The organism is Rhizobium sp. PAMB 3174 (assembly GCF_052908375.1).
Genome location: NZ_CM128608.1, coordinates 348,852 through 371,407 on the forward strand (window position 1 = coordinate 348,852; position 22,556 = coordinate 371,407).

At 62.1% G+C, this 22,556-nt stretch carries 23 protein-coding genes; 18 read left to right on the forward strand and 5 right to left on the reverse strand.

The features are described from left to right. Nucleotides 1–48: 48 nt before the first annotated feature. Entirely contained in the window at nucleotides 49–2,781 is a 2,733-nt protein-coding gene (gene secA, locus ACU5AY_RS01710; protein WP_446827744.1) for a preprotein translocase subunit SecA, read from the reverse strand. 231 nt (nucleotides 2,782–3,012) lie between these two features. Here secA and ACU5AY_RS01715 point away from each other — a divergent pair, with 231 nt between their 5' ends. From ACU5AY_RS01715 to mutT, 4 genes are all read left to right on the forward strand, one after another. Beyond that, the gene (locus ACU5AY_RS01715; protein ID WP_446823112.1) at nucleotides 3,013–3,885 is read left to right on the forward strand and encodes a peptidylprolyl isomerase; all 873 of its coding nucleotides are present in this window, start codon (nucleotides 3,013–3,015) and stop codon (nucleotides 3,883–3,885) included. A gap of 88 nt (nucleotides 3,886–3,973) precedes the next feature. Next, entirely contained in the window at nucleotides 3,974–5,215 is a 1,242-nt protein-coding gene (argJ, locus tag ACU5AY_RS01720) for a bifunctional glutamate N-acetyltransferase/amino-acid acetyltransferase ArgJ (RefSeq protein WP_446827745.1), read from the forward strand. Between the two features lie 27 nt (nucleotides 5,216–5,242). Next, entirely contained in the window at nucleotides 5,243–6,010 is a 768-nt protein-coding gene (locus ACU5AY_RS01725; RefSeq protein WP_446827746.1) for a GNAT family N-acetyltransferase, read from the forward strand. A gap of 6 nt (nucleotides 6,011–6,016) precedes the next feature. Further along, a complete protein-coding gene (gene mutT / locus ACU5AY_RS01730) occupies nucleotides 6,017–6,430 on the forward strand; it encodes an 8-oxo-dGTP diphosphatase MutT (protein ID WP_446823115.1) in 414 nt (137 codons plus the stop codon). On the opposite strand, the gene ACU5AY_RS01735 is transcribed toward mutT, so the two are convergent. Then, complete coding sequence (locus ACU5AY_RS01735) at nucleotides 6,427–6,756, reverse strand: hypothetical protein (RefSeq protein WP_446827747.1); 330 nt, start codon at nucleotides 6,754–6,756, stop codon at nucleotides 6,427–6,429. The genes mutT and ACU5AY_RS01735 overlap by 4 nt on opposite strands. Nucleotides 6,757–6,853: 97 nt before the next feature. Further along, on the reverse strand, nucleotides 6,854–8,410 hold the full coding sequence (locus ACU5AY_RS01740) for an MDR family MFS transporter (RefSeq protein WP_446827748.1): 1,557 nt from the start codon (nucleotides 8,408–8,410) through the stop codon (nucleotides 6,854–6,856). A 211-nt stretch (nucleotides 8,411–8,621) separates the two neighbouring features. Between ACU5AY_RS01740 and ACU5AY_RS01745 the strand changes: the two genes are divergently transcribed. The 4 genes from ACU5AY_RS01745 (at nucleotide 8,622) to ACU5AY_RS01760 (ending at nucleotide 10,850) form a co-directional block, all read left to right on the forward strand. Next, nucleotides 8,622–9,191: a MarR family winged helix-turn-helix transcriptional regulator gene (locus tag ACU5AY_RS01745; RefSeq protein ID WP_446823118.1), complete on the forward strand. Its 570-nt coding sequence runs from the start codon at nucleotides 8,622–8,624 to the stop codon at nucleotides 9,189–9,191. A 57-nt stretch (nucleotides 9,192–9,248) separates the two neighbouring features. Then, nucleotides 9,249–10,181: a hypothetical protein gene (locus ACU5AY_RS01750; RefSeq protein WP_446823119.1), complete on the forward strand. Its 933-nt coding sequence runs from the start codon at nucleotides 9,249–9,251 to the stop codon at nucleotides 10,179–10,181. A gap of 126 nt (nucleotides 10,182–10,307) precedes the next feature. After that, entirely contained in the window at nucleotides 10,308–10,628 is a 321-nt protein-coding gene (locus ACU5AY_RS01755; RefSeq protein WP_446823120.1) for a hypothetical protein, read from the forward strand. A 51-nt stretch (nucleotides 10,629–10,679) separates the two neighbouring features. Further along, nucleotides 10,680–10,850, forward strand: a complete 171-nt coding sequence (locus tag ACU5AY_RS01760) for a Flp family type IVb pilin (protein WP_446827749.1) — start codon at nucleotides 10,680–10,682, stop codon at nucleotides 10,848–10,850. Between the two features lie 18 nt (nucleotides 10,851–10,868). Here the strand turns inward: ACU5AY_RS01760 and ACU5AY_RS01765 are convergent, their stop codons facing one another. Next, entirely contained in the window at nucleotides 10,869–11,747 is an 879-nt protein-coding gene (locus ACU5AY_RS01765) for a methyltransferase domain-containing protein (RefSeq protein WP_446827750.1), read from the reverse strand. A 113-nt stretch (nucleotides 11,748–11,860) separates the two neighbouring features. Between ACU5AY_RS01765 and ACU5AY_RS01770 the strand changes: the two genes are divergently transcribed. From ACU5AY_RS01770 to ACU5AY_RS01790, 5 genes are read left to right on the forward strand one after another with little or no spacing between them, the layout of a single operon-like run. After that, on the forward strand, nucleotides 11,861–12,592 hold the full coding sequence (locus ACU5AY_RS01770; RefSeq protein ID WP_446828923.1) for a ComF family protein: 732 nt from the start codon (nucleotides 11,861–11,863) through the stop codon (nucleotides 12,590–12,592). A 55-nt stretch (nucleotides 12,593–12,647) separates the two neighbouring features. Next, entirely contained in the window at nucleotides 12,648–12,905 is a 258-nt protein-coding gene (gene grxC, locus ACU5AY_RS01775; protein ID WP_446827751.1) for a glutaredoxin 3, read from the forward strand. A gap of 20 nt (nucleotides 12,906–12,925) precedes the next feature. Beyond that, a complete protein-coding gene (locus ACU5AY_RS01780; protein WP_446827752.1) occupies nucleotides 12,926–13,783 on the forward strand; it encodes a carbon-nitrogen hydrolase family protein in 858 nt (285 codons plus the stop codon). Beyond that, nucleotides 13,780–14,208, forward strand: a complete 429-nt coding sequence (locus ACU5AY_RS01785; RefSeq protein WP_446827753.1) for a DUF1178 family protein — start codon at nucleotides 13,780–13,782, stop codon at nucleotides 14,206–14,208. The genes ACU5AY_RS01780 and ACU5AY_RS01785 overlap by 4 nt, the downstream gene beginning before the upstream one ends. Nucleotides 14,209–14,212: 4 nt before the next feature. After that, the gene (locus ACU5AY_RS01790; RefSeq protein ID WP_446827754.1) at nucleotides 14,213–14,782 is read left to right on the forward strand and encodes a DUF3291 domain-containing protein; all 570 of its coding nucleotides are present in this window, start codon (nucleotides 14,213–14,215) and stop codon (nucleotides 14,780–14,782) included. A gap of 3 nt (nucleotides 14,783–14,785) precedes the next feature. Here ACU5AY_RS01790 and ubiG read toward each other — a convergent pair whose 3' ends face one another. Next, nucleotides 14,786–15,535 carry a bifunctional 2-polyprenyl-6-hydroxyphenol methylase/3-demethylubiquinol 3-O-methyltransferase UbiG gene (gene ubiG / locus ACU5AY_RS01795; RefSeq protein WP_446827755.1) on the reverse strand — a complete coding sequence of 250 codons (750 nt, stop codon included), beginning with the start codon at nucleotides 15,533–15,535 and terminating at the stop codon, nucleotides 14,786–14,788. 208 nt (nucleotides 15,536–15,743) lie between these two features. Between ubiG and ACU5AY_RS01800 the strand changes: the two genes are divergently transcribed. The 5 genes from ACU5AY_RS01800 (at nucleotide 15,744) to ACU5AY_RS01820 (ending at nucleotide 22,382) form a co-directional block, all read left to right on the forward strand. Beyond that, nucleotides 15,744–17,021, forward strand: coding sequence for an aspartate kinase (locus ACU5AY_RS01800; protein ID WP_446823127.1), 1,278 nt, complete (start codon nucleotides 15,744–15,746; stop codon nucleotides 17,019–17,021). Between the two features lie 83 nt (nucleotides 17,022–17,104). Continuing rightward, entirely contained in the window at nucleotides 17,105–19,372 is a 2,268-nt protein-coding gene (ptsP, locus tag ACU5AY_RS01805; RefSeq protein WP_446827756.1) for a phosphoenolpyruvate--protein phosphotransferase, read from the forward strand. A 46-nt stretch (nucleotides 19,373–19,418) separates the two neighbouring features. After that, nucleotides 19,419–20,498 carry a peptide chain release factor 1 gene (gene prfA / locus ACU5AY_RS01810; RefSeq protein WP_446827757.1) on the forward strand — a complete coding sequence of 360 codons (1,080 nt, stop codon included), beginning with the start codon at nucleotides 19,419–19,421 and terminating at the stop codon, nucleotides 20,496–20,498. Then, complete coding sequence (gene prmC, locus ACU5AY_RS01815; RefSeq protein ID WP_446827758.1) at nucleotides 20,495–21,361, forward strand: peptide chain release factor N(5)-glutamine methyltransferase; 867 nt, start codon at nucleotides 20,495–20,497, stop codon at nucleotides 21,359–21,361. Before prfA ends, prmC begins: the two co-directional genes overlap by 4 nt. Nucleotides 21,362–21,689: 328 nt before the next feature. Further along, on the forward strand, nucleotides 21,690–22,382 hold the full coding sequence (locus tag ACU5AY_RS01820) for a DUF4167 domain-containing protein (protein WP_446827759.1): 693 nt from the start codon (nucleotides 21,690–21,692) through the stop codon (nucleotides 22,380–22,382). Nucleotides 22,383–22,556: the final 174 nt, after the last annotated feature.

A 22,556-nucleotide genomic window follows, 5' to 3' on the forward strand; every position in this document is an offset into this window, starting at 1 on the left:
GCGTCCTGAAGACGCCGCCGTTAGTCTCATTCCATCGGAAATGCTGCCTCAGGCCTGCTCGAAGGCACCGTGGCAGTGCTTGTATTTCTTGCCGGATCCGCAGGGGCAAGCTTCGTTGCGGCCGACCTTGCCCCAAGTTGCCGGATCGTTCGGATCGCGGTTTTCGGGGGCGACATAGAGAGCCGTCGTTTCTGCAGACGCCAGCGCGGGCTGCGTAAATTCATCTTCGCCAGACGTGGCGTCCAGATGATGTGCTTCCATGGTCGGCAGTTCGGGGGCCGGTGCTTCGGCGGCCTGGCGGACGATCTCGACACGCATCAGCTGCGTGATGACGGCCTGGCGCAGGTTGGTGAGCAGCGCGGTGAAGAGTTCGAACGCTTCCTGCTTGTATTCCTGCAGCGGATCGCGCTGGGCGTAGCCGCGGAAACCGATGACGGAGCGCAGGTGATCGAGGTTGACGATGTGCTCGCGCCACAAATGGTCCAGCGTCTGCAGCACGACGGAGCGCTCGACATAGGTCATGACCTCGGGGCCGAAACGCTCGGCGCGGTCGGCGGCGGCCTTGTCGGCAGCCTCGGTCACGCGGGCGAGAATGTCGTCTTCCGCGATCCCGTCTTCCTTGACCCACTCCTCGACCGGCAGGTCGAGGTTGAGGACGTTCTCGATTTCGGCCTTCAGGCCCTTCACATCCCATTGCTCGGCATAAGCCCGCTCCGGAATGTGACGGCTGATCATCGCTTCGATGACTTCCTGGCGCATGTCGGTGACGGTTTCGGAGATGTCGTCCGCGTCCATCAGCTCGACGCGCTGCTCGAAGACCACCTTGCGCTGGTCGTTGAGCACGTCGTCATATTTCAGCAGGTTCTTACGAATATCGAAGTTGCGTGCCTCGACCTTCTTCTGCGCGCGCTCGAGCGCCTTGTTGATCCACGGATGGACGATCGCCTCACCGTCCTTCAGGCCGAGCTTCTGGAGCATGCTGTCCATGCGCTCGGAACCGAAGATGCGCATCAGGTCGTCCTGAAGCGAGAGATAGAACTTCGAGCGTCCCGGGTCGCCCTGACGACCGGCGCGGCCGCGCAGCTGGTTGTCGATGCGGCGGCTTTCGTGACGTTCGGTGGCGATGATGTAGAGACCGCCGGCGGCCAGCGCCTGCTGCTTGAGCTGCTTGACCTCTTCCTTGATCGCGGCCGCCTTGGCGTCGCGTTCAGGGCCTGGCTCCATGTCCGCGAGGTCGCGCTCAAGGCGCATCTCGAGATTGCCGCCGAGCTGGATGTCGGTACCGCGGCCGGCCATGTTGGTGGCGATCGTGACGGCGCCGGGAACGCCGGCCTGCGAGACGATGTAGGCTTCCTGCTCGTGGTAGCGGGCGTTCAGGACGCTGAAGTCGGAGAAGCCGGACTTCTTCAGGAGCGTGGCCAGCAGTTCGGATTTCTCGATCGAGGTCGTGCCGACGAGGACCGGCTGGCCCTTGGCGTTGGCGGCCTTGATCTCGGTGATGATGGCCTGGTATTTTTCTTCTGCCGTCCGGTAGACTTCGTCGTCCTCGTCGATACGGGCGATCGGCAGGTTGGTGGGGACTTCCACGACTTCAAGCCCGTAGATGTCGCCGAATTCTTCCGCTTCCGTCGATGCCGTACCGGTCATGCCGGCCAGCTTGTCGTACATGCGGAAGTAGTTCTGGAAGGTCACCGAGGCCAGCGTCTGGTTTTCCGGCTGGATCTGAACGTGTTCCTTGGCTTCGAGCGCCTGATGCTGGCCTTCCGAATAACGGCGGCCCGGCATCATGCGGCCGGTGAACTCGTCGATGATGACGATCTCGTCGTTGCGGACGATGTAGTCCTTGTCGCGCTGGAACAGCTTGTGCGCCTTCAGCGCGTTGTTCAGGTGGTGGACGATGGCGACATTCTCTATGTCGTAAAGGGTTTCGCCCTTCAGCATGCCGGCATCGCGCAGCAGGTTTTCAAGCTTCTCCATGCCGTCTTCGGAGAAGTTGGCGGAACGTTGCTTTTCGTCGATCTCGTAGTCGCTTGGGACCAGTTCCGGAATGAACTTGTCGATGGTGTTGTAGAGATCGGAGCGGTCGTCCAGCGGGCCGGAGATGATGAGCGGCGTGCGCGCTTCGTCGACCAGGATCGAGTCGACTTCGTCGACGATCGCATAGTTGTGGCCGCGCTGGACCATCTGGGCGCGGTCGAACTTCATGTTGTCGCGCAGATAGTCGAAGCCGAGCTCGTTGTTGGTGGCGTAGGTGATGTCGCAGGCATAGGCCTGGCTGCGCTGCTCGTCATCGAGACCGTGGACGATGACGCCTGTGGTCATGCCGAGGAAGCCGTAAAGGCGGCCCATGGTGGCGGAGTCGCGGCTGGCGAGATAGTCGTTGACGGTGACGACATGGACGCCCTTGCCGGCGAGTGCATTGAGATACACCGGAAGCGTGGCCACCAGCGTCTTGCCTTCGCCGGTCTTCATTTCGGCGATCGAGTTTTCGTGCAGGATCATGCCGCCGATCAGCTGTACGTCAAAAGGCCGCAGGCCAAGAACCCGCTTCGACGCCTCGCGGACGACTGCGAAGGCCGGAACGAGGATGTCGTCGAGCGTTTTTCCGGCTGCGAGTTGCTCCTTGAACTCGGCCGTCTTGGCCTTGAGCTGCTCGTCGGAGAGGGACTGCATTTCGCTTTCCAGCGCAGTGATCGCAGCCACCTTCGGCTGGTAGGCGCGAATGCGGCGATCATTGGCTGATCCGAAGATTTTGCGGGCTAATCCGCCGAAGCTGACCATCGAATGGCCCTTTCCTTGACTGTATTTCGTTCGCCGAAAATTGCGGCAAATCGGTGTAAATCGCCCGGAACTCTTCTGGACGCGAGGTTGCGTGACAGATAAGAGGGGGGGCAAATGATGTCAACGGGACAGGCGGGCCGATAAAGGCCACATTTGACTGTTCATGACGATTTTCGCCCGGTTTCGCATATGTGCTCCTCGAAGTCCGGGACAATAGGGAAAGGCCTGTTCATGCTCAGCACTCGGAAATTCGCAGCGGCCGCAATCGCTGCATTCATGTTGTCCCACGCCGCGGCTTTTGCCGAAGATGCCAAGGACAAGGTCGTCGCCAAGGTCGGCGATCTGGAGATCTACCAGTCGGAACTCGATCTCGCCGTCGCCAACCTGGATCCGCAGCTCGCCAAGCTGCCGCCCGAGCAAAAGGAAGTCGCAGCCCTTTCCGGCGCGATCGACCTCAAGCTCCTCGCCGGGAGTGCCATGGCCGAAGGTCTGGAAAACGACGCCGACTTCAAGATGCGCATGCGCTATCTGAAGGATCGCGAGCTTCACAACACCTATTTCCAGAAGCATGTCGTCGACGCCGTCACCGATGATGAGGTCAAGGCGCGCTACGATAAGGAAATCGCGGCAATGCCAAAGCAGGAGGAGGTGCATGCGCGCCATATCCTGCTGAAGACCGAGGACGAGGCGAAGGCCGTGATTGCCGAGCTCGACAAGGGCGCCGATTTCGTCACGCTGGCGAAGGAAAAGTCCAACGATCCGGCAAAGAGCGAAGGCGGAGATCTCGGCTGGTTCACCAAGGGCCGCATGGTGCCGGAATTCGAAGAGGTGGCATTCTCGCTGCCGGTCGGCACCTACACGAAGACGCCGGTGAAGACGCAGTTCGGCTATCACGTCATCAAGGTCGAGGAAAAGCGCGACGTCGCTCCGCCGCCGCTCGATCAGGTCAAGGACCAGGTTCGCCAGCTGGTGATGCGTGACAAGTACGTCGCGCTGCTGCAGGAAGCCAAGGACAAGACCAAGGTCGACATTCTCGACGAGACCCTGCGCAAGGGCTACGAGGACGCCAACAAGGCGCCCGAGGCTACCGAGCCGACGAAGTAAAAGACTGACACTGCCCGCCGGGTCTCAGGGAACCGGCGGGGCTTGCCCCGATTTGCATCAACCCGCTCTTTCCCAGGATCCTTTGGCCATGTCCGGAACCGTTTCGCCGCTCGCTCCGAAATCCTTTCCTGAAATGCCCGCGCTTCGCGGTGTGCGCATGGCGACTGCCGCCGCAGGTATCAAGTACAAGGGCCGAACCGATGTCCTGTTGATGCTGTTCGATGAGCCTGCCGCCGTTGCCGGCGTCTTCACGCGTTCCAAGTGCCCGTCGGCCCCGGTCGACTTCTGCCGTGCCAATTTGCCGCACGGCGTGGCTCGGGCCGTGGTGGTCAATTCCGGCAATGCCAATGCGTTTACCGGCAAGAAGGGCCGCGAGGCGACAGCCCTGACCGCGAAGTCCGCTTCCGAGGCCGTCGGCTGCAGCGAGAGCGAGATCTTCCTCGCCTCGACGGGTGTGATCGGCGAACCACTGAAGGCAGAGAAGTTCGCCGGCGTGCTCTCCGACATGGCAGGTACGGCCACGGGCGACTTCTGGCAGGAGGCGGCCAAGGCGATCATGACCACGGATACGTTTCCGAAAGTCGCGACCCGGACGGCGAAGATCGGTGGTTTCACGGTGACGATCAACGGCATCGCCAAGGGCGCTGGCATGATTGCGCCGGACATGGCGACGATGCTGTCCTTCGTTGCGACCGACGCCGACATCGAAGCGTCGGCATTGCAGGCTCTGCTCTCCGACGGCGTCGGCCCGACATTCAATTCCGTCACGGTCGACAGTGATACCTCGACCTCCGACACTCTGATGCTGTTTGCGACCGGTGCGGCCGCCGCTGATGGCCAGACGAAGATTACGGATGCATCCGATCCCGCGCTCGGCGAGTTCCGTGCGGCGCTGAACGATCTCCTGAAGGACCTTGCCCTGCAGGTGGTCTGTGACGGCGAGGGCGCAACCAAGCTGCTCGAAGTCAATGTCACCGGCGCCGAGAGCGATGCTGCCGCGAAACGGATTGCGCTTTCGATTGCCAATTCCCCGCTCGTCAAGACGGCTGTTGCCGGCGAGGATGCCAACTGGGGCCGCGTCGTCATGGCTGTCGGCAAGGCCGGCGAGGCTGCCGATCGCGACCGTCTCGCCATCTGGTTCGGCGACGTTCGCGTCGCGGTCGATGGCGAACGCGATGCCGACTATTCCGAGGAAGCGGCCTCGGCGGTCATGAAGCAGCAGCGTATCAAGGTCCGCGCCGATCTGGGTATCGGCTCGGGTTCGGCGACCGTGTGGACCTGCGATCTCACCAAGGAATATGTCGCCATCAACGGCGACTACCGGAGTTGATCTCTTTCGATGTGGAATACCCCTGCCGTGGCCTCTGACGTCAATCCAAACCTGCCGCTTGTCCGCCGTCTCGAAGCGGTCGGTTTTCGGGCCTGGCCGGCTGCCGACATCCGCTATGACGGAAGCTGGCAGTTGCGCATGACAGCAGGGCATCCGAGCCGGCGCGCCAACTCGCTCGTCCCGCTGGACCCGCGCGACATACGGGATATTGCCGGTCGTCTCTCGCAGGCCCGTGACATGTTCACCAAGGCCGGCCGCCGGTTTGCCATCAAGGAAACGCCGCTCTGCCCGCCCCAGCTGGTCGCTCTTCTGGAGCAACAGGGCTTCAAGCCGGAAGGCGAGACCTCCGTCCAGACCGCGAACATCGCGGGTATGGATCTCGGTAACGGCCAGGACCACCTGCCGAGCCATGACATCGAGCGCTTTGTGGAGGCCTGCCTTGCCGTGGAACCGGACAAGGGAGCGTCGCGCGACGCTCTGGGCCGGCTGTTCAGTGCGATCGAGCCGGAAGCCGGCCTGTTCTTCATCGAGGACGAGGTCGAGGGCCCCCGGGCGGTTGCGCTCTGCATCCACGACAATGATCTTGCCGGCATCCAGCAGGTCGCGGTTGTCAAGCACCTGCGGCGCCAGGGGCTGGCGACGGAAATCCTGTCCTCGGCCCTCCTCTGGGCGAAGCTGCGCGGCGCGCGGCAGGCCTGGCTGCAAGTGGAAGCTGCCAACGACCCCGCCAAGGCGCTCTATCGCGGCTTCGGGTTCAAGGAAGCCTATCGTTACCGCTATTGGGTGAAGGACTGATCGCGCATGTCTGCCACGCCTCGCAAGATCCTGCTCGTCGCCGCCTGCGCACTCATCGACGCCGACGGCCGCATTCTTCTGACCCAGCGCCCCGAGGGCAAGGCGCTTGCAGGACTGTGGGAGTTTCCCGGCGGCAAGGTCGAGCCGGGCGAGACGCCGGAGGAAACCCTGATCCGCGAGCTGGATGAGGAAATCGGCGTGACCACGAAAGTCGCATGCCTTGCGCCGCTGACCTTTGCCAGCCACACCTACGACGATTTCCACCTGCTGATGCCGCTCTATGTCTGCCGCCGCTACGAGGGCGTCGCCCATGGCCGCGAGGGGCAGGCGCTCAAATGGGTGAAGCCGCAGGCCCTGCGCGACTATCCGATGCCGCCGGCAGACGAGCCGCTCATCCCCTTCCTCCTGGATCTGCTTTAACGTCGGTCATTTCGGGGTGGAAGCTTCGTTCTGCGTTCGAACTTCTTCCGGTACGGCATCATCATGATGGCCGATCCCGTAACCGCGCTTCCGAACGTCAATGCGAGCGGTGCCGAAATCATGAAAGCGGCAAGGTAAGGCGTCTGCGAGCGGAAAATGTGCGTGCCGAGGCCGCCGACATCCGTGGCGATCAGAGCCGCCGCAACGAGTATGCCGAGGACCATGCCGAAGGCCGCGTTCAGGCCCAGAAACCACAGCATTTCCCGGTGATCCTGACGGGCCTCTTCGGGTGTCAGGCGGTCGTCATTCTGGTCGGCGTCGTCCATCGCGAACTTCTCCGGGGGAAGGCCATCCTGACCTTGGCCTTCGAAGCTTAAACCTGCGGGCGGGGGAGGTCGAGTCCCGCCCGCAGGAACGTCTCGCCTATTCGCCGAGTGCCGGCGCAAGCGTGGCGTTCTTCGGTTCGGTGTCGTCGAGCGGATCCGCCTTCTCATGAACCGGCAGGCGGACGTCCTTCAGCAGAAGAGCCAGCACAAAGCTCAGCGCGAACAGGATGGCGCCGAAATTGTAGACCCAGCCAAACGCATCGGTGAAGACATCGACGACCATGACATAGACGTCATGCGGAAGCGCCTGCATGGCCTCCGGGGTCATCTCCTTGACGGGCGCGGGAAGGCTGGCGACGACGTCCTGCGGCAGGCGACCCTGGAAGTATCCGAGCCCGGCATTCAAGAGGCCGCCATTGACCGCCAGGCCAAAGGAGGCACCGATCATCCGTGCGAGGTTGATCGCACCGGTCGCGGCTCCGACCTGATGATGGGGGGCGGCGTTCTGGATGGCTGTCATCAGTGTCTGCATCTGCAGGCCGATGCCGGAGGCGAAGAAGAACATCAGCGGTGCGATCAGCCATATGGGCGTCGCGGCGCTCACCTGGCTGAACAGGATAAGGGTGACGGTTCCCAACGCCATCGCGATGACCGGGAAGATCTTGTAGCGCCCGGTTCTCGACACGATGATGCCGGATGTCACTGAGGCGATCAGCGAGCCGGTCGAAGGTGCGATGAACAGGAGCCCCGCATAGGCCGGCGGCAGGCCGGTCACCGTCTGCAGGAACAGGGCGAAATAATTGAGCAGGCCCAGCGTGCAGACGCCGACGACGACGGAAATCGCGAGCGAGAGCGCGATCGTCCTGTTGGTGAACAGCGAGAGCGGCAGCATCGGCTCTTCTGCCTTGGTTTCGGCGGCGATGAAACCGAAAAGCGCGAGCAGCGCGACGATGGGCAAGCCGACATAGAGCGCGGTCGACATGGAGCCCGAGACCGCTTCTTCCGTCCAGTAAACGATGGCGGTCACGCTGACGGCGAGCAGCAGGCCGCCGAGATAGTCGATTGCCGGCCGCTTCGTGCTGAGGTTGGCCGGCATGGCGAATGCGAGGACCGCGGCCACGAGAATGCCGATCGGAAGGTTGATCAGGAAGACGTATTCCCAGCCGATCGACTGGGCGATCAGGCCTCCGGAGGCGGGCCCGGTGAGGCTTGCGAGCGTGAAGACGATCGTCGAATAGCCCTGGTATTTCGCCCGCTCACGCGGTTCGAAGAGGTCGGCGATGATGGCGAAGGCGGTGGTCATGAGGCCGCCGCCGCCAAGGCCCTGCAGAACGCGGGCAGCGATGAGGCTCTCCATCGACCAGGCAAGGCCGCAGGCGAGCGACCCGATCGTGAAGATGGTGATGGCGGCGATGGAAATGGTCTTGCGGCCGAAGAGGTCGCCGAGCTTGCCATAGAACGGCGTGACGGCTGCCGTGGCGAGCAGGTAGGAGGCTCCGACCCAGCCGAAAAGGTCAAGATTGCCGAGGTCGTCGGCGATTGTCGGAAGCGCTGTCGCAACGATTTGCATGTCCAGGACGGCCATGAACATCGAGGCCAGAGCCGCGATGTAGATGACGTGGCGCCGCCGGGAGGAAAGGGCTTGAGTATTCATCGGGGAACCTTATTTGAAGAACGTGCAATTTATATGTCTACAGCATTTATATGTAAATAGCATATATTTACATTTTGCCTGCATATGCGTGATGCATATTCTTGACCGATGTCCGACGGGTGTCATAATGAGAGTGGAACAGGCGGGAAACAAGGAGATTGGACGGTCATTGGCGGCAGATCAGAAAGACTTGTGCAGGCGTGATCTGCGTGTGGGCCGGTACAGGCAGAACGGCCTGTCGGAAGACGCCGCAGGCGCAGCCGTGATGATCGATGACACGCTTTCCGTTATCCGCCGGTCGATGATCCGCCGGCAGGTGGCCCGCAAGGCGATCGAACATCTTTCACTCGACATCGATGTCCCCCAACTTGAGGTCGTCCATACGGTCGGATCCGCTGCGTGCATGCCGGATTCCGGAGAAGTGACGGTGGGTACCATTGCCGAACGGCTGGCGATCGACCCGTCGCGAGCAAGCCGGCTGGTCGCCGAGGTTGTCGAGAGGGGCCTGTTGCGCCGGGTCGCCTCGCAGGGAGACGCCCGCCGGATCTGCCTGGAACTGACGGAGACCGGGCAGGCCTATCTGGATGCCATTTTCGATTACAAGGCGATCATGTTTTCCCAGGCCGTGCGGGACTGGGATGACGAGGATCTGGTCACCTTCGCGCGGTTGTTCAAGAAGTACAGCAGCTGGATCGAAAAGGAAGGAACGGACCTCGGTGAGGCGACCGCCCGTGTGGAGGCGCTGGTCGACAGTCTGAAGCGTCGGGGCGTCGAAACGTAGGCTGCATGCCTGGTGGCTGATGCAGACAAAATCCCGTCGCCGCGCTAATCTCTCCGCATGGACACGCAGCATCTTTCCGAGCGGACGTCGGTGCCGTCCTCGATTGCAGCCTACATCCGGTCCCACTGGCGCGGCGAGCAGGGGCTTTGGTGGTCCTTTGCCGTCAACCTCGTGCTGCTTCGCGCCCTCATCTTTCTCGCCCAATGGCTGCTGCGTCCCGCGAAGGGCGACGACTATTTCGACGGGCGCATCGCAGTGTTCCTGCTGATGTTCCTGTTCCATGGCGTGGTGCTGGTCTGGCAGGTGGTCGGTGTCTTCCGGGCCGGCGAAGCTCATATCCGAAGCAACGGCTCCATCGCCGCGCATTGGGGTGCGCAGCTCGGTGTCATCATCGCTTTCTGGCTGACGATCTCCTATGCCTTCGAGGCCTGGCAAACGACCATCTACATCCCCAAGGGCGAGAGCTTTGCCGCGCGGATGGAGCGCGAACGCATGAGCCGATATCAGATGATCGTGGACGACGAGGCCGGCGTGGTATCTCTGGTCGGGTCGATCGAGTTGAATGCGACCCGGCGTATGCGGGAACTCCTTGAAGGCCATCCTGGAATCAAGACCGTCACGCTCGCCAGTGAAGGCGGAAATATCTTCGAGGCCAGAGGTCTTGCGAAGCTGATCCGCGAACGCGGCATCGACACGCGGGTGGACGGGGACTGCACGTCCGCCTGTACGATCATCTTCATCGGCGGAGCGCAGCGGATCATCGGGCCCGGCGGACGGCTCGGATTTCATCAATACCGCGTTGACGCGCAATACGTCGTCCTGGGCAATGATCCCGCAAAGGAACAGGAAAAGGATCGCGGCCTCTATGGCGAGGCGGGTGTTGCACCCGCCTTCCTGTCGCAGATGTTTGCCAAGGGTGCGGCCGACATGTGGTTTCCGACGACGGCTGAATTGTTGGACGCGGGAGTGGCGACGGGCACCGGCCAGTGACACCGCGTGACGGCAGGGCCCCGGATCACATTTTATTTTCTCTTTCGAAGCGTCGTTAACAGAACTTTTATCACCCGTTGCGATATTGGACGCAAGTTATGCGTTGGCAGGACAAGGGTGCCGAAAGTGACAGATGACGAACTCTGGAGAACGATCAGGGATGAGAAGCAGTTCTCCGCCAAGACCTATCGTACCGGCGCTCTGAATTTCGCCCTGCTGTTCGGGATTGCCGTCGTGGCGCTCTCGCTCATCCTGACGCCCATGCTGTCGAAGTCGACAGGGCCGTTCTACGCGAGCATCCAGGATCCGTACGACAATATCACGACCGGCTCTATCAAGAAGTCCGATAACAACGGCCGCACCTACACGCTGCGCCGCAGCGTTCTGCTGGACTCGCCGGGATCTGTTTGCGTCCTGGGGGACGGCGATGCATCGGACGGTTGCTGACAGGCGGGGTGTTTTCTTCTAACCAATGAGTGCTTAAAAAGGGTCGCGACTGTGGAGTTTCTGATTGCTCTTCTCAAGGATCGTCGCGGCGCCACCGTCGTTGAGTACGGCCTCCTCGCCACGCTCATTTCCGCTGGCCTCATCGGTGGTCTGGAGCTCTTCTCAGATGGCCTGGCCAATGTTTTCTCGACATTGTTGAATGCCATTACCACCCCGGGCTGATGTCCCTTTGCTTCACCTCTAGATCTTGATCTCCTGCGTCTTCAGCGCGTCGGCCAGGCGTACCTTGGCGGAGCCCGGTTTCAACGGCTTCTGCTGGTTTTCGTGTGGCGCCCAGCCTGCCAGATAGACGATCGAGAAGGTCGCCCGGATGCGGCCATCCGGATCCGAGAACCGTTCAGCATAGATTTCAGCGGCCCGGACCAGCGTCTCCTGCCGGAGAGGCTTGCGGCTTCTGCCGACAAGCGGATTGCTCATTCCCATTGCCCTCAAGTCCCGCATCAGCCCGAACATGGTGTCGTAGCGCACTGTGTAGTTTTCTGTGTCGGCGACCGGAAGAGCGAAGCCGGCCCGCTGCAATAGAGCACCCAGATCCCGCACGTCGGCAAAGGGAATGACCCTGGGGCTGGCGCCGCCGGTCTTCTCGGATTCGGCCGCCAGAAACGCCTCGCGCAGTTCCTGCAACGTTCCGGAACCCGGAACGGCGGCGAGGAACAGGCCATCCGGCTTCAGCGCGCGGCGGATCTGGATGAACACGCCAGGCGTGTCGTTCGTCACATGCAGGCAGAGAGGGGAGGCGATCAGGTTGACGGATTGCGGTTCCAGCGGCACTGCCTCGAGAGGGGCGACGAGGATCTCTTCACCGGGAGCGGCAAACATGGTCGACGTCTCGACGCGCCGCATTTTGCCGACCTTTCCGGTTTCGACAAGCATTTGCGCGGTGACGCCACTTCCCCCGTGCAGTTCCACAGCCTCCTCGAATTGCCGCTCGACCGCCCCCAGCCGGCCCGCCAGTTCTTCCGCCGCGATATCGAGCAGAAAGGTCGCCGGTCCCTCGGAGAGGTTTTTCGCCCGTTCGCGATTGCGCGCGATCAGCGCCTGGTCGAAGATTGGGTCCATGGTTCAACCTGCCGTCTCTTGAAGTTGGTGCTTCGCTTTGGGCCCTGGCTTGCGCTATTGTCAAGCTCATGCTTGGAGCGTCCATTCTTCGCGGCTTGTCATCACTGTCCGGCATGACATTGCCGGTGCGCCGGTTCGTCGCCGATCTGGCCTTCCCGCCATGCTGCGCGGTTTGCGGTGCGGGCAGCGGCGATCACGGCGCGCTTTGCGCCGGCTGCTGGGCCAGCATCCGCTTCATCGACCGGCCCTATTGCGAGGTGATGGGTACGCCGTTTTCCTATGATCCTGGCCCTGGCATTCTCTCCGCGGAAGCGATCGCCAACCCGCCCGTGTTCAACCGGTTGCGGTCCGCGGCCCTTTACGAAGGTAGTGCGCGCGAGCTTGTCGGCAATCTGAAATACCGCGATCGCATCGATCTCAGCCGCATGATGGCGGCGTGGATGCAAAGGGCAGGTGGCGACGCACTGGCCCAAGCGGATGCGATTTTGCCCGTGCCGCTGCACCGCCAGCGATTGATGTCGCGCAAGTTCAACCAATCGGCGGAACTCGCCCGGCATATCGCCGCCGGGGCCGGAAAGACACTCCTTCCGGCAAGTCTCATCCGCAAGAAGAAGACCGCGCAGCAGGTCGGCCTCGGGCTCAAGGCGCGCGAGGACAATGTCCGCGGCGCTTTCGCGATGGCGCCCGGGCACGAACTGGATGTCGCCGGTCTGCGCGTCGTGCTTGTCGACGATGTCTATACGACCGGGGCGACAGTCGCTTCAGCCACGCGCGTCCTGAAGAAGGCCGGGGCCATCGACGTGACGGTCCTCACCTTTGCAAGGGCGCTGGACGGGCCTATATGACAATCAGACGGAATTCTTTTCAGGTGGTCTCCCTGCCACCCCATTGGAGTACATGATGGCCTCGGTTACGATCTATACCCGGCAGCTCTGCGGCTTTTGCTCGCGGGCAAAGTCCCTTCTCGAAAAGAAGGGCGTCGCCTATGTCGAGCATGATGCGACCTTCTCTCCGGATCTGCGCAAGGAAATGATCCAGAAGGCGAACGGCCGTGCGACGTTCCCGCAAATCTTCATCAACGACGAGCATGTCGGCGGCTGCGACGACCTGCATGCGCTCGATGCCGCCGGCAAGCTCGACGCCATACTGGCCGCCTGAAGCAGGGAAGGGCTGATCCGATGACTGTGAAGGTGGCTGCAATCCAGATGTGCTCCGGTGTCGATCCGGAAAAGAACGCAAGCGACATGGCGCGGCTCGTGCGAGAGGCGGCCGCCCATGGCGCCGTCTACGTGCAGACGCCCGAAATGACCGGCGCCGTGCAGAAGAGCAGGCCGGCGCTGATGGCTGTCCTGAAGGACGAAGCCAATGATCTGATCGTCAGGACGGCGCGGTCGCTGGCGTCAGAACTCGGCATCCACGTCCATGTCGGCTCCACTGCCATCGCCCTCGATGACGGCAAGATCGCCAATCGCGGGTTCCTGTTCGCGCCCGATGGTGAACTGGTGTGCCGCTACGACAAGATTCACATGTTCGACGTCGATCTCGACAATGGCGAGAGCTGGCGCGAGAGCGCGGTCTATCGTCCGGGCGAGACGGGGCTCGTTGCTTCGCTTCCCTTCGGCAACATGGGTTTTGCGATCTGCTACGATGTTCGCTTTCCGCACCTGTTCCGCTCGGAAGCGATGGCCGGCGCGGATATTCTCACCGTCCCGGCTGCCTTCACCCGCCAGACGGGCGAGGCGCATTGGGAAATTCTGTTGCGCGCCCGCGCCATCGAGAACGGCGCGTTCCTGATCGCCGCCGCACAGGCCGGTCTTCACGAGGACGGACGCGAAACGTTCGGGCACTCGATGATCATCGATCCGTGGGGCAAGGTGCTGGCGTCCGCCGGCGGCACGGGTGAGGGAATCGTACTTGCCGAAATCGATCTCGCCGATGTAAAGGCGGCGCGCGCGAAAATACCGAACCTCAAGAACGGGCGAGACTTTTCGATGCAAACCGCTGGCAAGGGTTCGAAAGGCGAGGCTGCAGCTTGATCCACTATTCCCTGATCTGTGACGAAGCACATCCGTTCGAGGGCTGGTTTTCCAGCAGCGGTGATTTCGACCGGCAGGTGGAGCTCGGCCTTGTGTCCTGTCCCACTTGCGGCTCTGTCGCCGTCTCGAAATCGCTGATGGCGCCTTCCGTCTCGACGGCCAGGAAGAAGGAAGACAGGCAGGCGCTGGCAACGAATGCCGTGCAGCAGGCCGCTTACGCAAAACTGAAGGAAGCCATCGCCGAGATCAAGTCGAAGTCCGAGGACGTCGGAACCCGGTTCCCCGAGGAGGCCCGCAAGATCCACTACGGCGAGACCGAGGCGCGCGGCATCATCGGCCAGGCGAAGGCCGAAGAGGTGCGGTCGCTGCTGGAGGAAGGCATCGAGGTCGCACCGCTGCCCGTGCTGCCGGACGACGCGAACTAGGTCGATGCGGCTTGCGATCTATAACTTCGGTCTCTTTCGAGCCAGTTATGAGTCGGATGTGGTTGAAGGCTTTCGCCTACGCGAACCGTTCAATTTTGCTGCTGCTGAGGCCGCGGAAGGGTTTGTCGGTCGCTCAGGATATGAAGGCGAGACCGGTCCCGCTTGCTGGGGCCCTCAAGTCTTTCCTCGGTTCATAAAGGGCAGCGGGTTTGAGACTGCGCCGTCCTCGCTTTCGGTTTGGGAAAGTCTGGAAGCGCTGATGGCATTCACCTATTCGGGTGTTCACGCCGATGCGTTGAAGCATGCCCGCATCTGGCAGGTGGAAAAAGCCTGGCCCGCTTTGGTTTTGTGGTGGGTGCCCAAAGATCGTTTGCCGACATGGGCGGAGGGCGTCGAGCGTTTCGAACATCTTCACGACCACGGGCCGAGCCCGTATGCGTTCCATTTCAAGAAGCCATACGACTGCGGTGGACAGGACGCCGTTTTGAAGCGGGACCGGGTGCGCGAGATGTCCGCTCGGAACATCGAACGCCAACGCGACATGCTGACCGCAGTCGGCAAGCTGAAAGTCTGAACCTCAGGCCGGTCTCTTCGCGACCACCATGTAGTTGACGTCCATGTCCTTCGACAGGTTCCAGCTGTTCGACAGCGGGCTGAAGAACACGCCTGTGCGCTGGAAGATGTCCATGCCGGCGGCATTCAGGGGCTTTTCGAGTTCGTCCGGGCGCACCAGCTTCTCATACTGATGCGTGCCGCGGGGTAGCCAGCGCAGAACATACTCTGCGCCGATGATGGCGAGTGCCGCAGCCTTCATCGTGCGGTTGATGGTGGCGACGAACATCAGGCCGCCGGGACGAACAAGGCTGGCGCAGGTGGTCATGAACAGTTCGACGTCGGCGACGTGTTCAACGACTTCCATGTTGAGGACGATGTCGAACGTCTCGCCGGCGGCGGCGAGATCTTCGGCGGTCAGTGCCCGGTAGTCGACGTCGGTGCCCGTTGCCGCGGCATGGGTGGAGGCGATGCCGATGTTCTTCTCCGAAGGGTCGATGCCGGTGACGGATGCCCCCATGCGGGCGACCGGCTCGGACAAGAGGCCGCCGCCGCAGCCGACGTCGAGAACTCTCAACCCATTAAGCGGAGAGGCAGCGTTCGCCTCAAGCCCAAAATGCGCCGCAGCGGTATCGCGAATATAGGCCAGACGGACCGGGTTGAACTTGTGCAGCGGTTTGAACTTGCCGGTCGGATTCCACCATTCCGCCGCCATGGCCGAGAAACGATCGATTTCGCTCTGATCGACGGTGGTGCGGACTTCGGCGGCGTTCATGGCAGTTACTCCCTTGTGATGATGTTGAAATCGGGTGAATGGCCGACGAAGTCAAGTGCCGGGACGTCGCGGGCAGGCGGCTCCATTCACCCATTGCGCCCTCGGCCGGATTTCGCTAAGAGACCGCAACTTCGCTCCCCGTCGCCGGTGGAGCGTTTTCGTATGTCCGGCGCCGCAAGACGTCATCTGAACACTACCGGAATTGGCCATGGCTCGTATTGTGATGAAATTCGGCGGAACTTCCGTCGCAGATCTGGACCGCATTCACAACGTCGCGCGCCACGTCAAACGGGAAGTCGATGCCGGTCACCAGGTGGCTGTCGTGGTTTCGGCAATGGCCGGCAAGACGAACGAGCTTGTCGGCTGGGTCCAGAACATGCCGAAGGTGACGGGCGCCAACTCGCCGTTTTACGATGCGCGCGAATATGATGCGATCGTCGCTTCCGGCGAGCAGGTCACCTCTGGTCTCCTCGCGATCGCCCTGCAGTCGCTCGGCGTCAATGCGCGCTCGTGGCAGGGCTGGCAGATCCCGATCAAGACCGACAGCACACACGGTGCGGCCCGCATCGAGGACATCGACGGCACTGAACTGATCCGGCGCATGGAAGAGGAAAGCCAGGTGGCCGTCGTCGCCGGCTTCCAGGGCATCGGTCCGGACAACCGGATCGCGACGCTCGGCCGTGGTGGCTCCGACACCAGCGCCGTGGCGATCGCCGCCGGCATCAAGGCCGACCGCTGCGACATCTACACCGACGTCGATGGCGTCTACACGACCGATCCGCGCGTCGAGCCCAAGGCCCGCCGGCTGAAGAAGATCGCCTTCGAGGAAATGCTCGAAATGGCCTCGCTCGGCGCCAAGGTGCTGCAGGTCCGCTCCGTCGAGCTTGCCATGGTGCACAAGGTCCGCACCTTCGTGCGCTCCAGCTTTGATGATCCCGATGCGCCGGGCATGGGTGATCTGTTGAACCCGCCCGGAACGCTGATTTGTGACGAGGATGAAATCGTGGAACAGGAAGTCGTAACCGGCATTGCCTATGCCAAGGATGAAGCCCAGATCTCGCTGCGCCGTGTTGCCGACCGGCCGGGCGTGTCCGCCGCGATCTTCGGGCCTCTGGCCGAAAACCACATCAATGTGGACATGATCGTGCAGAACATCTCCGAAGATGGTTCGCGCACCGACATCACCTTCACCGTGCCGTCCGGCGATCTGGACAAGGCGATGGTAGTGCTCGGCAAGCAGAAGGACGCGATCGGCTACGACGTGATCCAGAGCGAGCGCGGGCTGGTCAAGGTGTCGGTTATCGGGATTGGCATGCGCAGCCATGCCGGCGTCGCGGCTTCCGCCTTCCAGGCGTTGGCCGGCAAGGGCATCAACATCAAGGCGATCACCACCTCCGAGATCAAGATTTCTGTGTTGATCGACGAAGCCTATGCCGAACTGGCTGTCAGGACTTTGCATTCCTGCTACGGTCTCGATAAGAGTTGATATCGGCCGGGTGCCTTTCGAGAATCGTTTACGACTTGAGATTGTCCCGGGCATGTTTCTAGGCATTCGGGAGCGCTTATGCGATGAGAGATCTGTCGACAGGTCCGCGTGTTCTGCTGAAGCGGCTGCGCGAACTGATGGCGGAGCCGCTCGAACCGCAGGAACGCCTTGACCAGATCGTCCGGCAAATCGCCCGCAACGTGGTTGCGGAGGTTTGCTCGGTCTATGTGCTGCGCGCCGACGGCGTCCTCGAACTCTACGCCACCGAAGGTCTCAATCCCGACGCCGTCCACCTGGCCCAGCTGAAGATGGGTCAGGGTCTCGTCGGTACGATTGCCGCGAGCGCCCAGCCGCTGAACCTCTCGGACGCGCAGTCGCATCCCGCCTACCGCTACCTGCCGGAAACGGGCGAAGAAATCTATCACTCCTTCCTCGGCGTGCCGATTCTGAGAACCGGGCGAACGCTTGGCGTTCTCGTCGTGCAGAACAAGGCGCAGCGCAACTACCGCGAAGACGAGGTCGAGGCGCTCGAGACGACGGCGATGATCCTCGCCGAGATGATCGCGACGGGCGAGCTCAAAAAGATCACCCGGCCCGGCATCGAGCTCGACCTTACCCGGCATGTGGCAATTGACGGCGACAGCTACAACGAGGGCATCGGGCTCGGCTATGTCGTCCTGCACGAGCCGCGCATCGTCGTCACCAATCTCCTGAACGAAGACACGGACCAGGAAATCCGCCGGCTCGCCGATTCCCTCGGATCGCTGCGGATTTCGATCGACGACATGCTGTCGAGGCGTGACGTGTCGATGGAAGGCGAACACCGCGAGGTTCTGGAAACCTACCGGATGTTTGCCCATGACCAGGGCTGGGTGCGCAAGCTCGAGGAGGCAATCCGCAACGGCCTGACGGCGGAAGCGGCTGTCGAGAAGGTGCAGAGTGACACGCGGGCGCGGATGATGCGCCTGACGGACCCATACCTGCGCGAGCGCATGCATGATTTCGACGACCTCGCAAACCGCCTGCTGCGCCAGCTGACCGGCTACACCACAAGTGTCGCCGGCAAGGTGGCAAACGGCGATGCGATCATATTCGCCCGCGCGATGGGCGCCGCCGAGCTGCTAGACTATCCGCGTGAGAACCTGCGCGGCCTCGTGCTCGAAGATGGTGCGGTGACAAGCCATGTGGTGATCGTCGCGCGCGCCATGGGCATTCCGGTCGTCGGCCAGGCTGCCGGTGTCGTGGCTCTCGCCGAAAACGGCGATCCCGTCATCATCGACGGCGATGACGGCAAGGTGCACCTGAGGCCGGTTCCGGAACTGCAGGTGGCCTATCAGGAAAAGGTGCGGCTGAGGGCCAAGCGCCAGGAGCAGTTCCGCGCGCTGCGGTCTGTCGACCCGGTCACCAAGGACGGCGAGCGGATCAACCTGCAGATGAATGCCGGCCTTCTGGTGGATCTGCCGCAGCTCGTGGATTCCGGCGCGGACGGTATCGGTCTGTTCCGCACCGAACTGCAGTTCATGATCGCCTCGACCATGCCGAAGACGGAAGAGCAGGAGGAGTTCTATCGCTCCGTGCTCAACCAGGCGGGCAAGCGACCGGTTACATTCCGCACGCTCGACATTGGCGGCGACAAGGTCGTTCCCTATTTCCGGCCGCACGAGGAAGAAAATCCGGCGCTCGGCTGGCGCGCCATCCGGCTGGCGCTCGACCGGCCGGGCCTGTTGCGCATGCAGTTGCGCGCGCTCTTGCGGGCCGCAAGCGGCGGTGAGCTGAAGGTCATGCTGCCGATGGTGACGGAAGTCGCCGAAATCCGTCAGGCGCGCGAACTTCTGCAGCGCGAGGTGCAGCACCTGTCGAAGTTCAGCCATCCGCTGCCCAAGAAGCTGCAGTTCGGCGCGATGATCGAGGTGCCGGCGCTGTTGTGGCAGCTCGACGAACTGATGGCGGAAGTCGATTTCGTCTCCGTCGGCTCCAACGATCTCTTCCAGTTCTCGATGGCGGTCGATCGCGGCAATGCCCGGGTCGCCGACCGTTTCGACATTCTCGGCCGGCCGTTCCTGCGGATCCTGCGATCCATCGTTGAGGCGGGCAAGCGCAACAAGACGCCGGTGACGCTGTGCGGCGAGATGGCCGGCAAGCCGTTGAGTGCGATGGCCTTGCTCGGAATCGGCTTCCGCTCCATTTCCATGGGGCCGGCCGCGATCGGCCCGGTGAAGGCAATGCTGCTCGGCCTCGACGTCGGGATGCTTGCAGAGATCATGACGGCGGCGATCGACGACGACGCGTCGCGCGTTCCGATCCGCGACTTGCTGAAGCGCTTTGCCGAGGCGCACAACATTCCCATTTAACAGGCCCATCTGGCGGGTAACGACAACAAGAAGACCGGAGAGAAGGGTGGCGAAGCTTCCTGTAGAAAAGATGCGTGAGCTGGAGCGACGGTTCGGCGAGATCGAGGCGCGCATGTCGGCGGGCCCGGCGCCAGACGTCTACGTCAAGCTGGCGTCGGAATATTCCGAACTCGAGCCGGTCGTCAAAAAGATCCGCGAATACGAGAAGGGCGTTGCCGAGCTCGCCGACCTGAAGGCATTGCTGGCGGACAAGGCGACCGATCGCGAAATGCGCGAACTTGCCGAATTGGAAATCCCCGAGCTTGAGGAACAGATCGAGGCGCTGGAAAAGGAGATGCAGATCCTTCTCCTGCCGAAGGACGCCGCCGACGAGAAAAGCGCCATCCTGGAAATTCGCGCCGGCACCGGTGGTTCCGAGGCGGCGCTGTTTGCCGGCGATCTCTTCCGCATGTACGAGCGCTTTGCCGCCGCCCATGGCTGGAAGGTGGAAATCCTGTCGGCGAGCGAAGGCGAAGCCGGCGGCTACAAGGAAATCATCGCGACCATTTCCGGCCGCGGCGTGTTTTCCAAGCTCAAGTTCGAGTCCGGCGTTCACCGCGTGCAGCGGGTGCCGGAGACGGAAGCGAGCGGACGCATCCATACCTCGGCGGCGACCGTGGCCGTGTTGCCGGAAGCCGAGGACATCGACATCGAGGTCCGGCCCGAAGACATCCGCATCGACACGATGCGCTCGTCCGGTGCCGGCGGTCAGCACGTCAACACGACCGACTCCGCGGTGCGCATCACGCACCTGCCGACCGGCATCATCGTCACCAGTTCGGAAAAGTCCCAGCACCAGAACCGCGCCAAGGCGATGCAGGTGCTGAAAGCGCGTCTGTATGACATCGAACGCCAACGGGCCGAAAGCGAGCGCTCGGCCGATCGCAGGAGCCAGGTCGGCTCGGGCGATCGCTCGGAACGCATCCGGACCTACAATTTCCCGCAAGGCCGGCTCACCGATCATCGCATCAACCTGACGCTCTACAAGCTCGACCGGGTCATGGAAGGCGATATCGACGAAGTCGTCGATGCGCTGATCTCCGACTACCAGGCGGGTCAGCTCGCCCAGCTCGGAGCCCAGGGGTGACGAAGGTCGAGACCCTTTCGGCGCTTTTGTCCGAGGTGCGGCAGGAATTGCTCGACGGCGGCATCGAAGCGGCGGCAACGGATGCCAGGACACTGGTCTCGGGGCTGCTTGACCTATCGGCGACGGATATGCTGACGCGAGGCGACCGGGCAGTGTCGGCGGAAGAACGCGAAACGGTGATGGCGGCGGTCTCGCGTCGGATCGCTCGCGAACCAGTCCATCGCATTCTGGGCTTCCGCGAGTTCTACGGCCTGACGCTGTCGCTGTCTCCGGCAACGCTGGAGCCTCGGCCTGACACCGAAATCCTGGTCGATGCCGTCCTGCCTTATCTGCAGCGGACAATGGCGGACAATGGCGAGGCGCGAATCCTCGACCTTGGCACGGGGACGGGCGCAATCTGCCTGGCGCTTCTCAATGAATGCAAGTGCGCAACCGGTGTCGGCTGCGACATTTCGTCCGATGCTGTCGAGACGGCAATACGCAATGCCGCCAGGAACGGTCTCGAGGATCGCTTCACGGGAACCGTCAGCGACTGGTTCGGCGCGGTCGAAGGGACCTTCGACATCATCGTCTCCAACCCTCCCTACATCCGCTCCGATGTCGTCGCCACGCTGGACCCGGAAGTGCGCGAGCACGACCCGATGGCGGCGCTCGATGGCGGCGAAGACGGGCTGGAGGCATACAGAATGCTGGCTTCCGGCGCTGGCGCATTCCTCAGAGAGGGCGGAACCGTTGCCGTTGAAATCGGCTTCGACCAGAGGGACAGCGTTTCCCAACTGTTTGCTGCCTCCGGCTTTCGCCGCCTGCAGGCTGTCGCAGACTACGGCGGCAATGATCGTGCGCTGGTGTTTGAACGCGGATAATGGATGGGTGGCGGGACACCATCCCCACATTTTACCCTAAGTGAAGAAAAAGCTTGGAATTTGGAATGAAGCGGGCTAGTTTGCCCCTACGCACCGGGGAGCTGAAAGACGAATGAGATTCGTTTAGGTGCGGATTAGCCTGGGGGTTCTTCTCTTTCGAGAGATGCAAGGCTGAACAAGTCCCGGTACGTGAATCAGGTAATTTGATTTTCACCAGCGGCAGACACCTAGATGTGGTTTGCCTGCGGCTTGCCTGACGTGGCCAGTTTTCGGCACGATCGGCAAAGCCATATTGACAGCACAGCATGAGAGTTCAGGTGATCGATAGATGAGGCCAGGGCAGCAAAACAAGCGTGGTCGTGGGCGTAACAACAACGGCGGCAGCAATAACAACAACAATAATAACAACTTCAACAGGAAGGGCGCCAACCCGCTCACCCGGACTTACGACAGTTCCGGTCCTGATGTTAAAATCCGCGGTACCGCCCAGCATATCGCAGAGAAGTACGCGGCTCTTGCGCGTGACGCGCAGAGCTCCGGCGACCGCGTGATTGCCGAGAACTACCTGCAGCATGCGGAACACTACAACCGCATCATCGCAGCCGCTCAGGCGCAGATGCAGGAGCGGTTCCAACGCGAAGACCGCAATTTCGATTCGAACGACGAAGACGGCGATGACGACGATCGTGTCGACAACGGCGGCAACGGTTCGTCCTCCGAACAGTCCGGCAGGCAGTCTTCCGGCAACAACCAGGCGCAACAGCCCGTCGTCGACGGCAGCGGTCCGCAGCCGGTGATCGAAGGTGTTCCGGCCGAAGTCGCCGCGGAGGAAGACGAAGCGGCAGCATCCGCTGGCGAAGGCAAGGCCGAGCGTGGCCAGACCCGCCGTCGTGGTGGTGCCAACCGTTCGCGCCGCACGCCGCGCAAGGCTGCCGGCGCTCAGGGCGAGGGCGAAGACGCCGGTTCGTCCGGCGAAGGCGGCGAGCCGACCCCGGCCATGGCCGAGGCGGGTTCCGACTGAGTTCGGCCGTTCTTCAGGCAGAATTGGCAAACGTCAAAACTCCGGTTCGCGCCGGAGTTTTTTCGTTTGAAACTCTCTTTAAAAGGGCAAACATCTCTCCCATATGGATATTCGAAAGGCGGCGGTTGTAGTGGCCGGTGCCGATGGCGGGCTTGCCTATCAAGGGAGCCCAAT

Coding starts and splice junctions, on each gene's coding strand:
- secA (WP_446827744.1), bottom strand. CDS start 2,781: ATGGTCAGCTTCGGCGGATTAGCCCGCAAAATCTTCGGATCAGCCAAT.
- ACU5AY_RS01715 (WP_446823112.1), top strand. CDS start 3,013: ATGCTCAGCACTCGGAAATTCGCAGCGGCCGCAATCGCTGCATTCATG.
- argJ (WP_446827745.1), top strand. CDS start 3,974: ATGTCCGGAACCGTTTCGCCGCTCGCTCCGAAATCCTTTCCTGAAATG.
- mutT (WP_446823115.1), top strand. CDS start 6,017: ATGTCTGCCACGCCTCGCAAGATCCTGCTCGTCGCCGCCTGCGCACTC.
- ACU5AY_RS01735 (WP_446827747.1), bottom strand. CDS start 6,756: ATGGACGACGCCGACCAGAATGACGACCGCCTGACACCCGAAGAGGCC.
- ACU5AY_RS01740 (WP_446827748.1), bottom strand. CDS start 8,410: ATGAATACTCAAGCCCTTTCCTCCCGGCGGCGCCACGTCATCTACATC.
- ACU5AY_RS01750 (WP_446823119.1), top strand. CDS start 9,249: ATGGACACGCAGCATCTTTCCGAGCGGACGTCGGTGCCGTCCTCGATT.
- ACU5AY_RS01765 (WP_446827750.1), bottom strand. CDS start 11,747: ATGGACCCAATCTTCGACCAGGCGCTGATCGCGCGCAATCGCGAACGG.
- ACU5AY_RS01770 (WP_446828923.1), top strand. CDS start 11,861: ATGACATTGCCGGTGCGCCGGTTCGTCGCCGATCTGGCCTTCCCGCCA.
- grxC (WP_446827751.1), top strand. CDS start 12,648: ATGGCCTCGGTTACGATCTATACCCGGCAGCTCTGCGGCTTTTGCTCG.
- ACU5AY_RS01780 (WP_446827752.1), top strand. CDS start 12,926: ATGACTGTGAAGGTGGCTGCAATCCAGATGTGCTCCGGTGTCGATCCG.
- ACU5AY_RS01790 (WP_446827754.1), top strand. CDS start 14,213: ATGCGGCTTGCGATCTATAACTTCGGTCTCTTTCGAGCCAGTTATGAG.
- ubiG (WP_446827755.1), bottom strand. CDS start 15,535: ATGAACGCCGCCGAAGTCCGCACCACCGTCGATCAGAGCGAAATCGAT.
- ACU5AY_RS01800 (WP_446823127.1), top strand. CDS start 15,744: ATGGCTCGTATTGTGATGAAATTCGGCGGAACTTCCGTCGCAGATCTG.
- ptsP (WP_446827756.1), top strand. CDS start 17,105: ATGAGAGATCTGTCGACAGGTCCGCGTGTTCTGCTGAAGCGGCTGCGC.
- ACU5AY_RS01820 (WP_446827759.1), top strand. CDS start 21,690: ATGAGGCCAGGGCAGCAAAACAAGCGTGGTCGTGGGCGTAACAACAAC.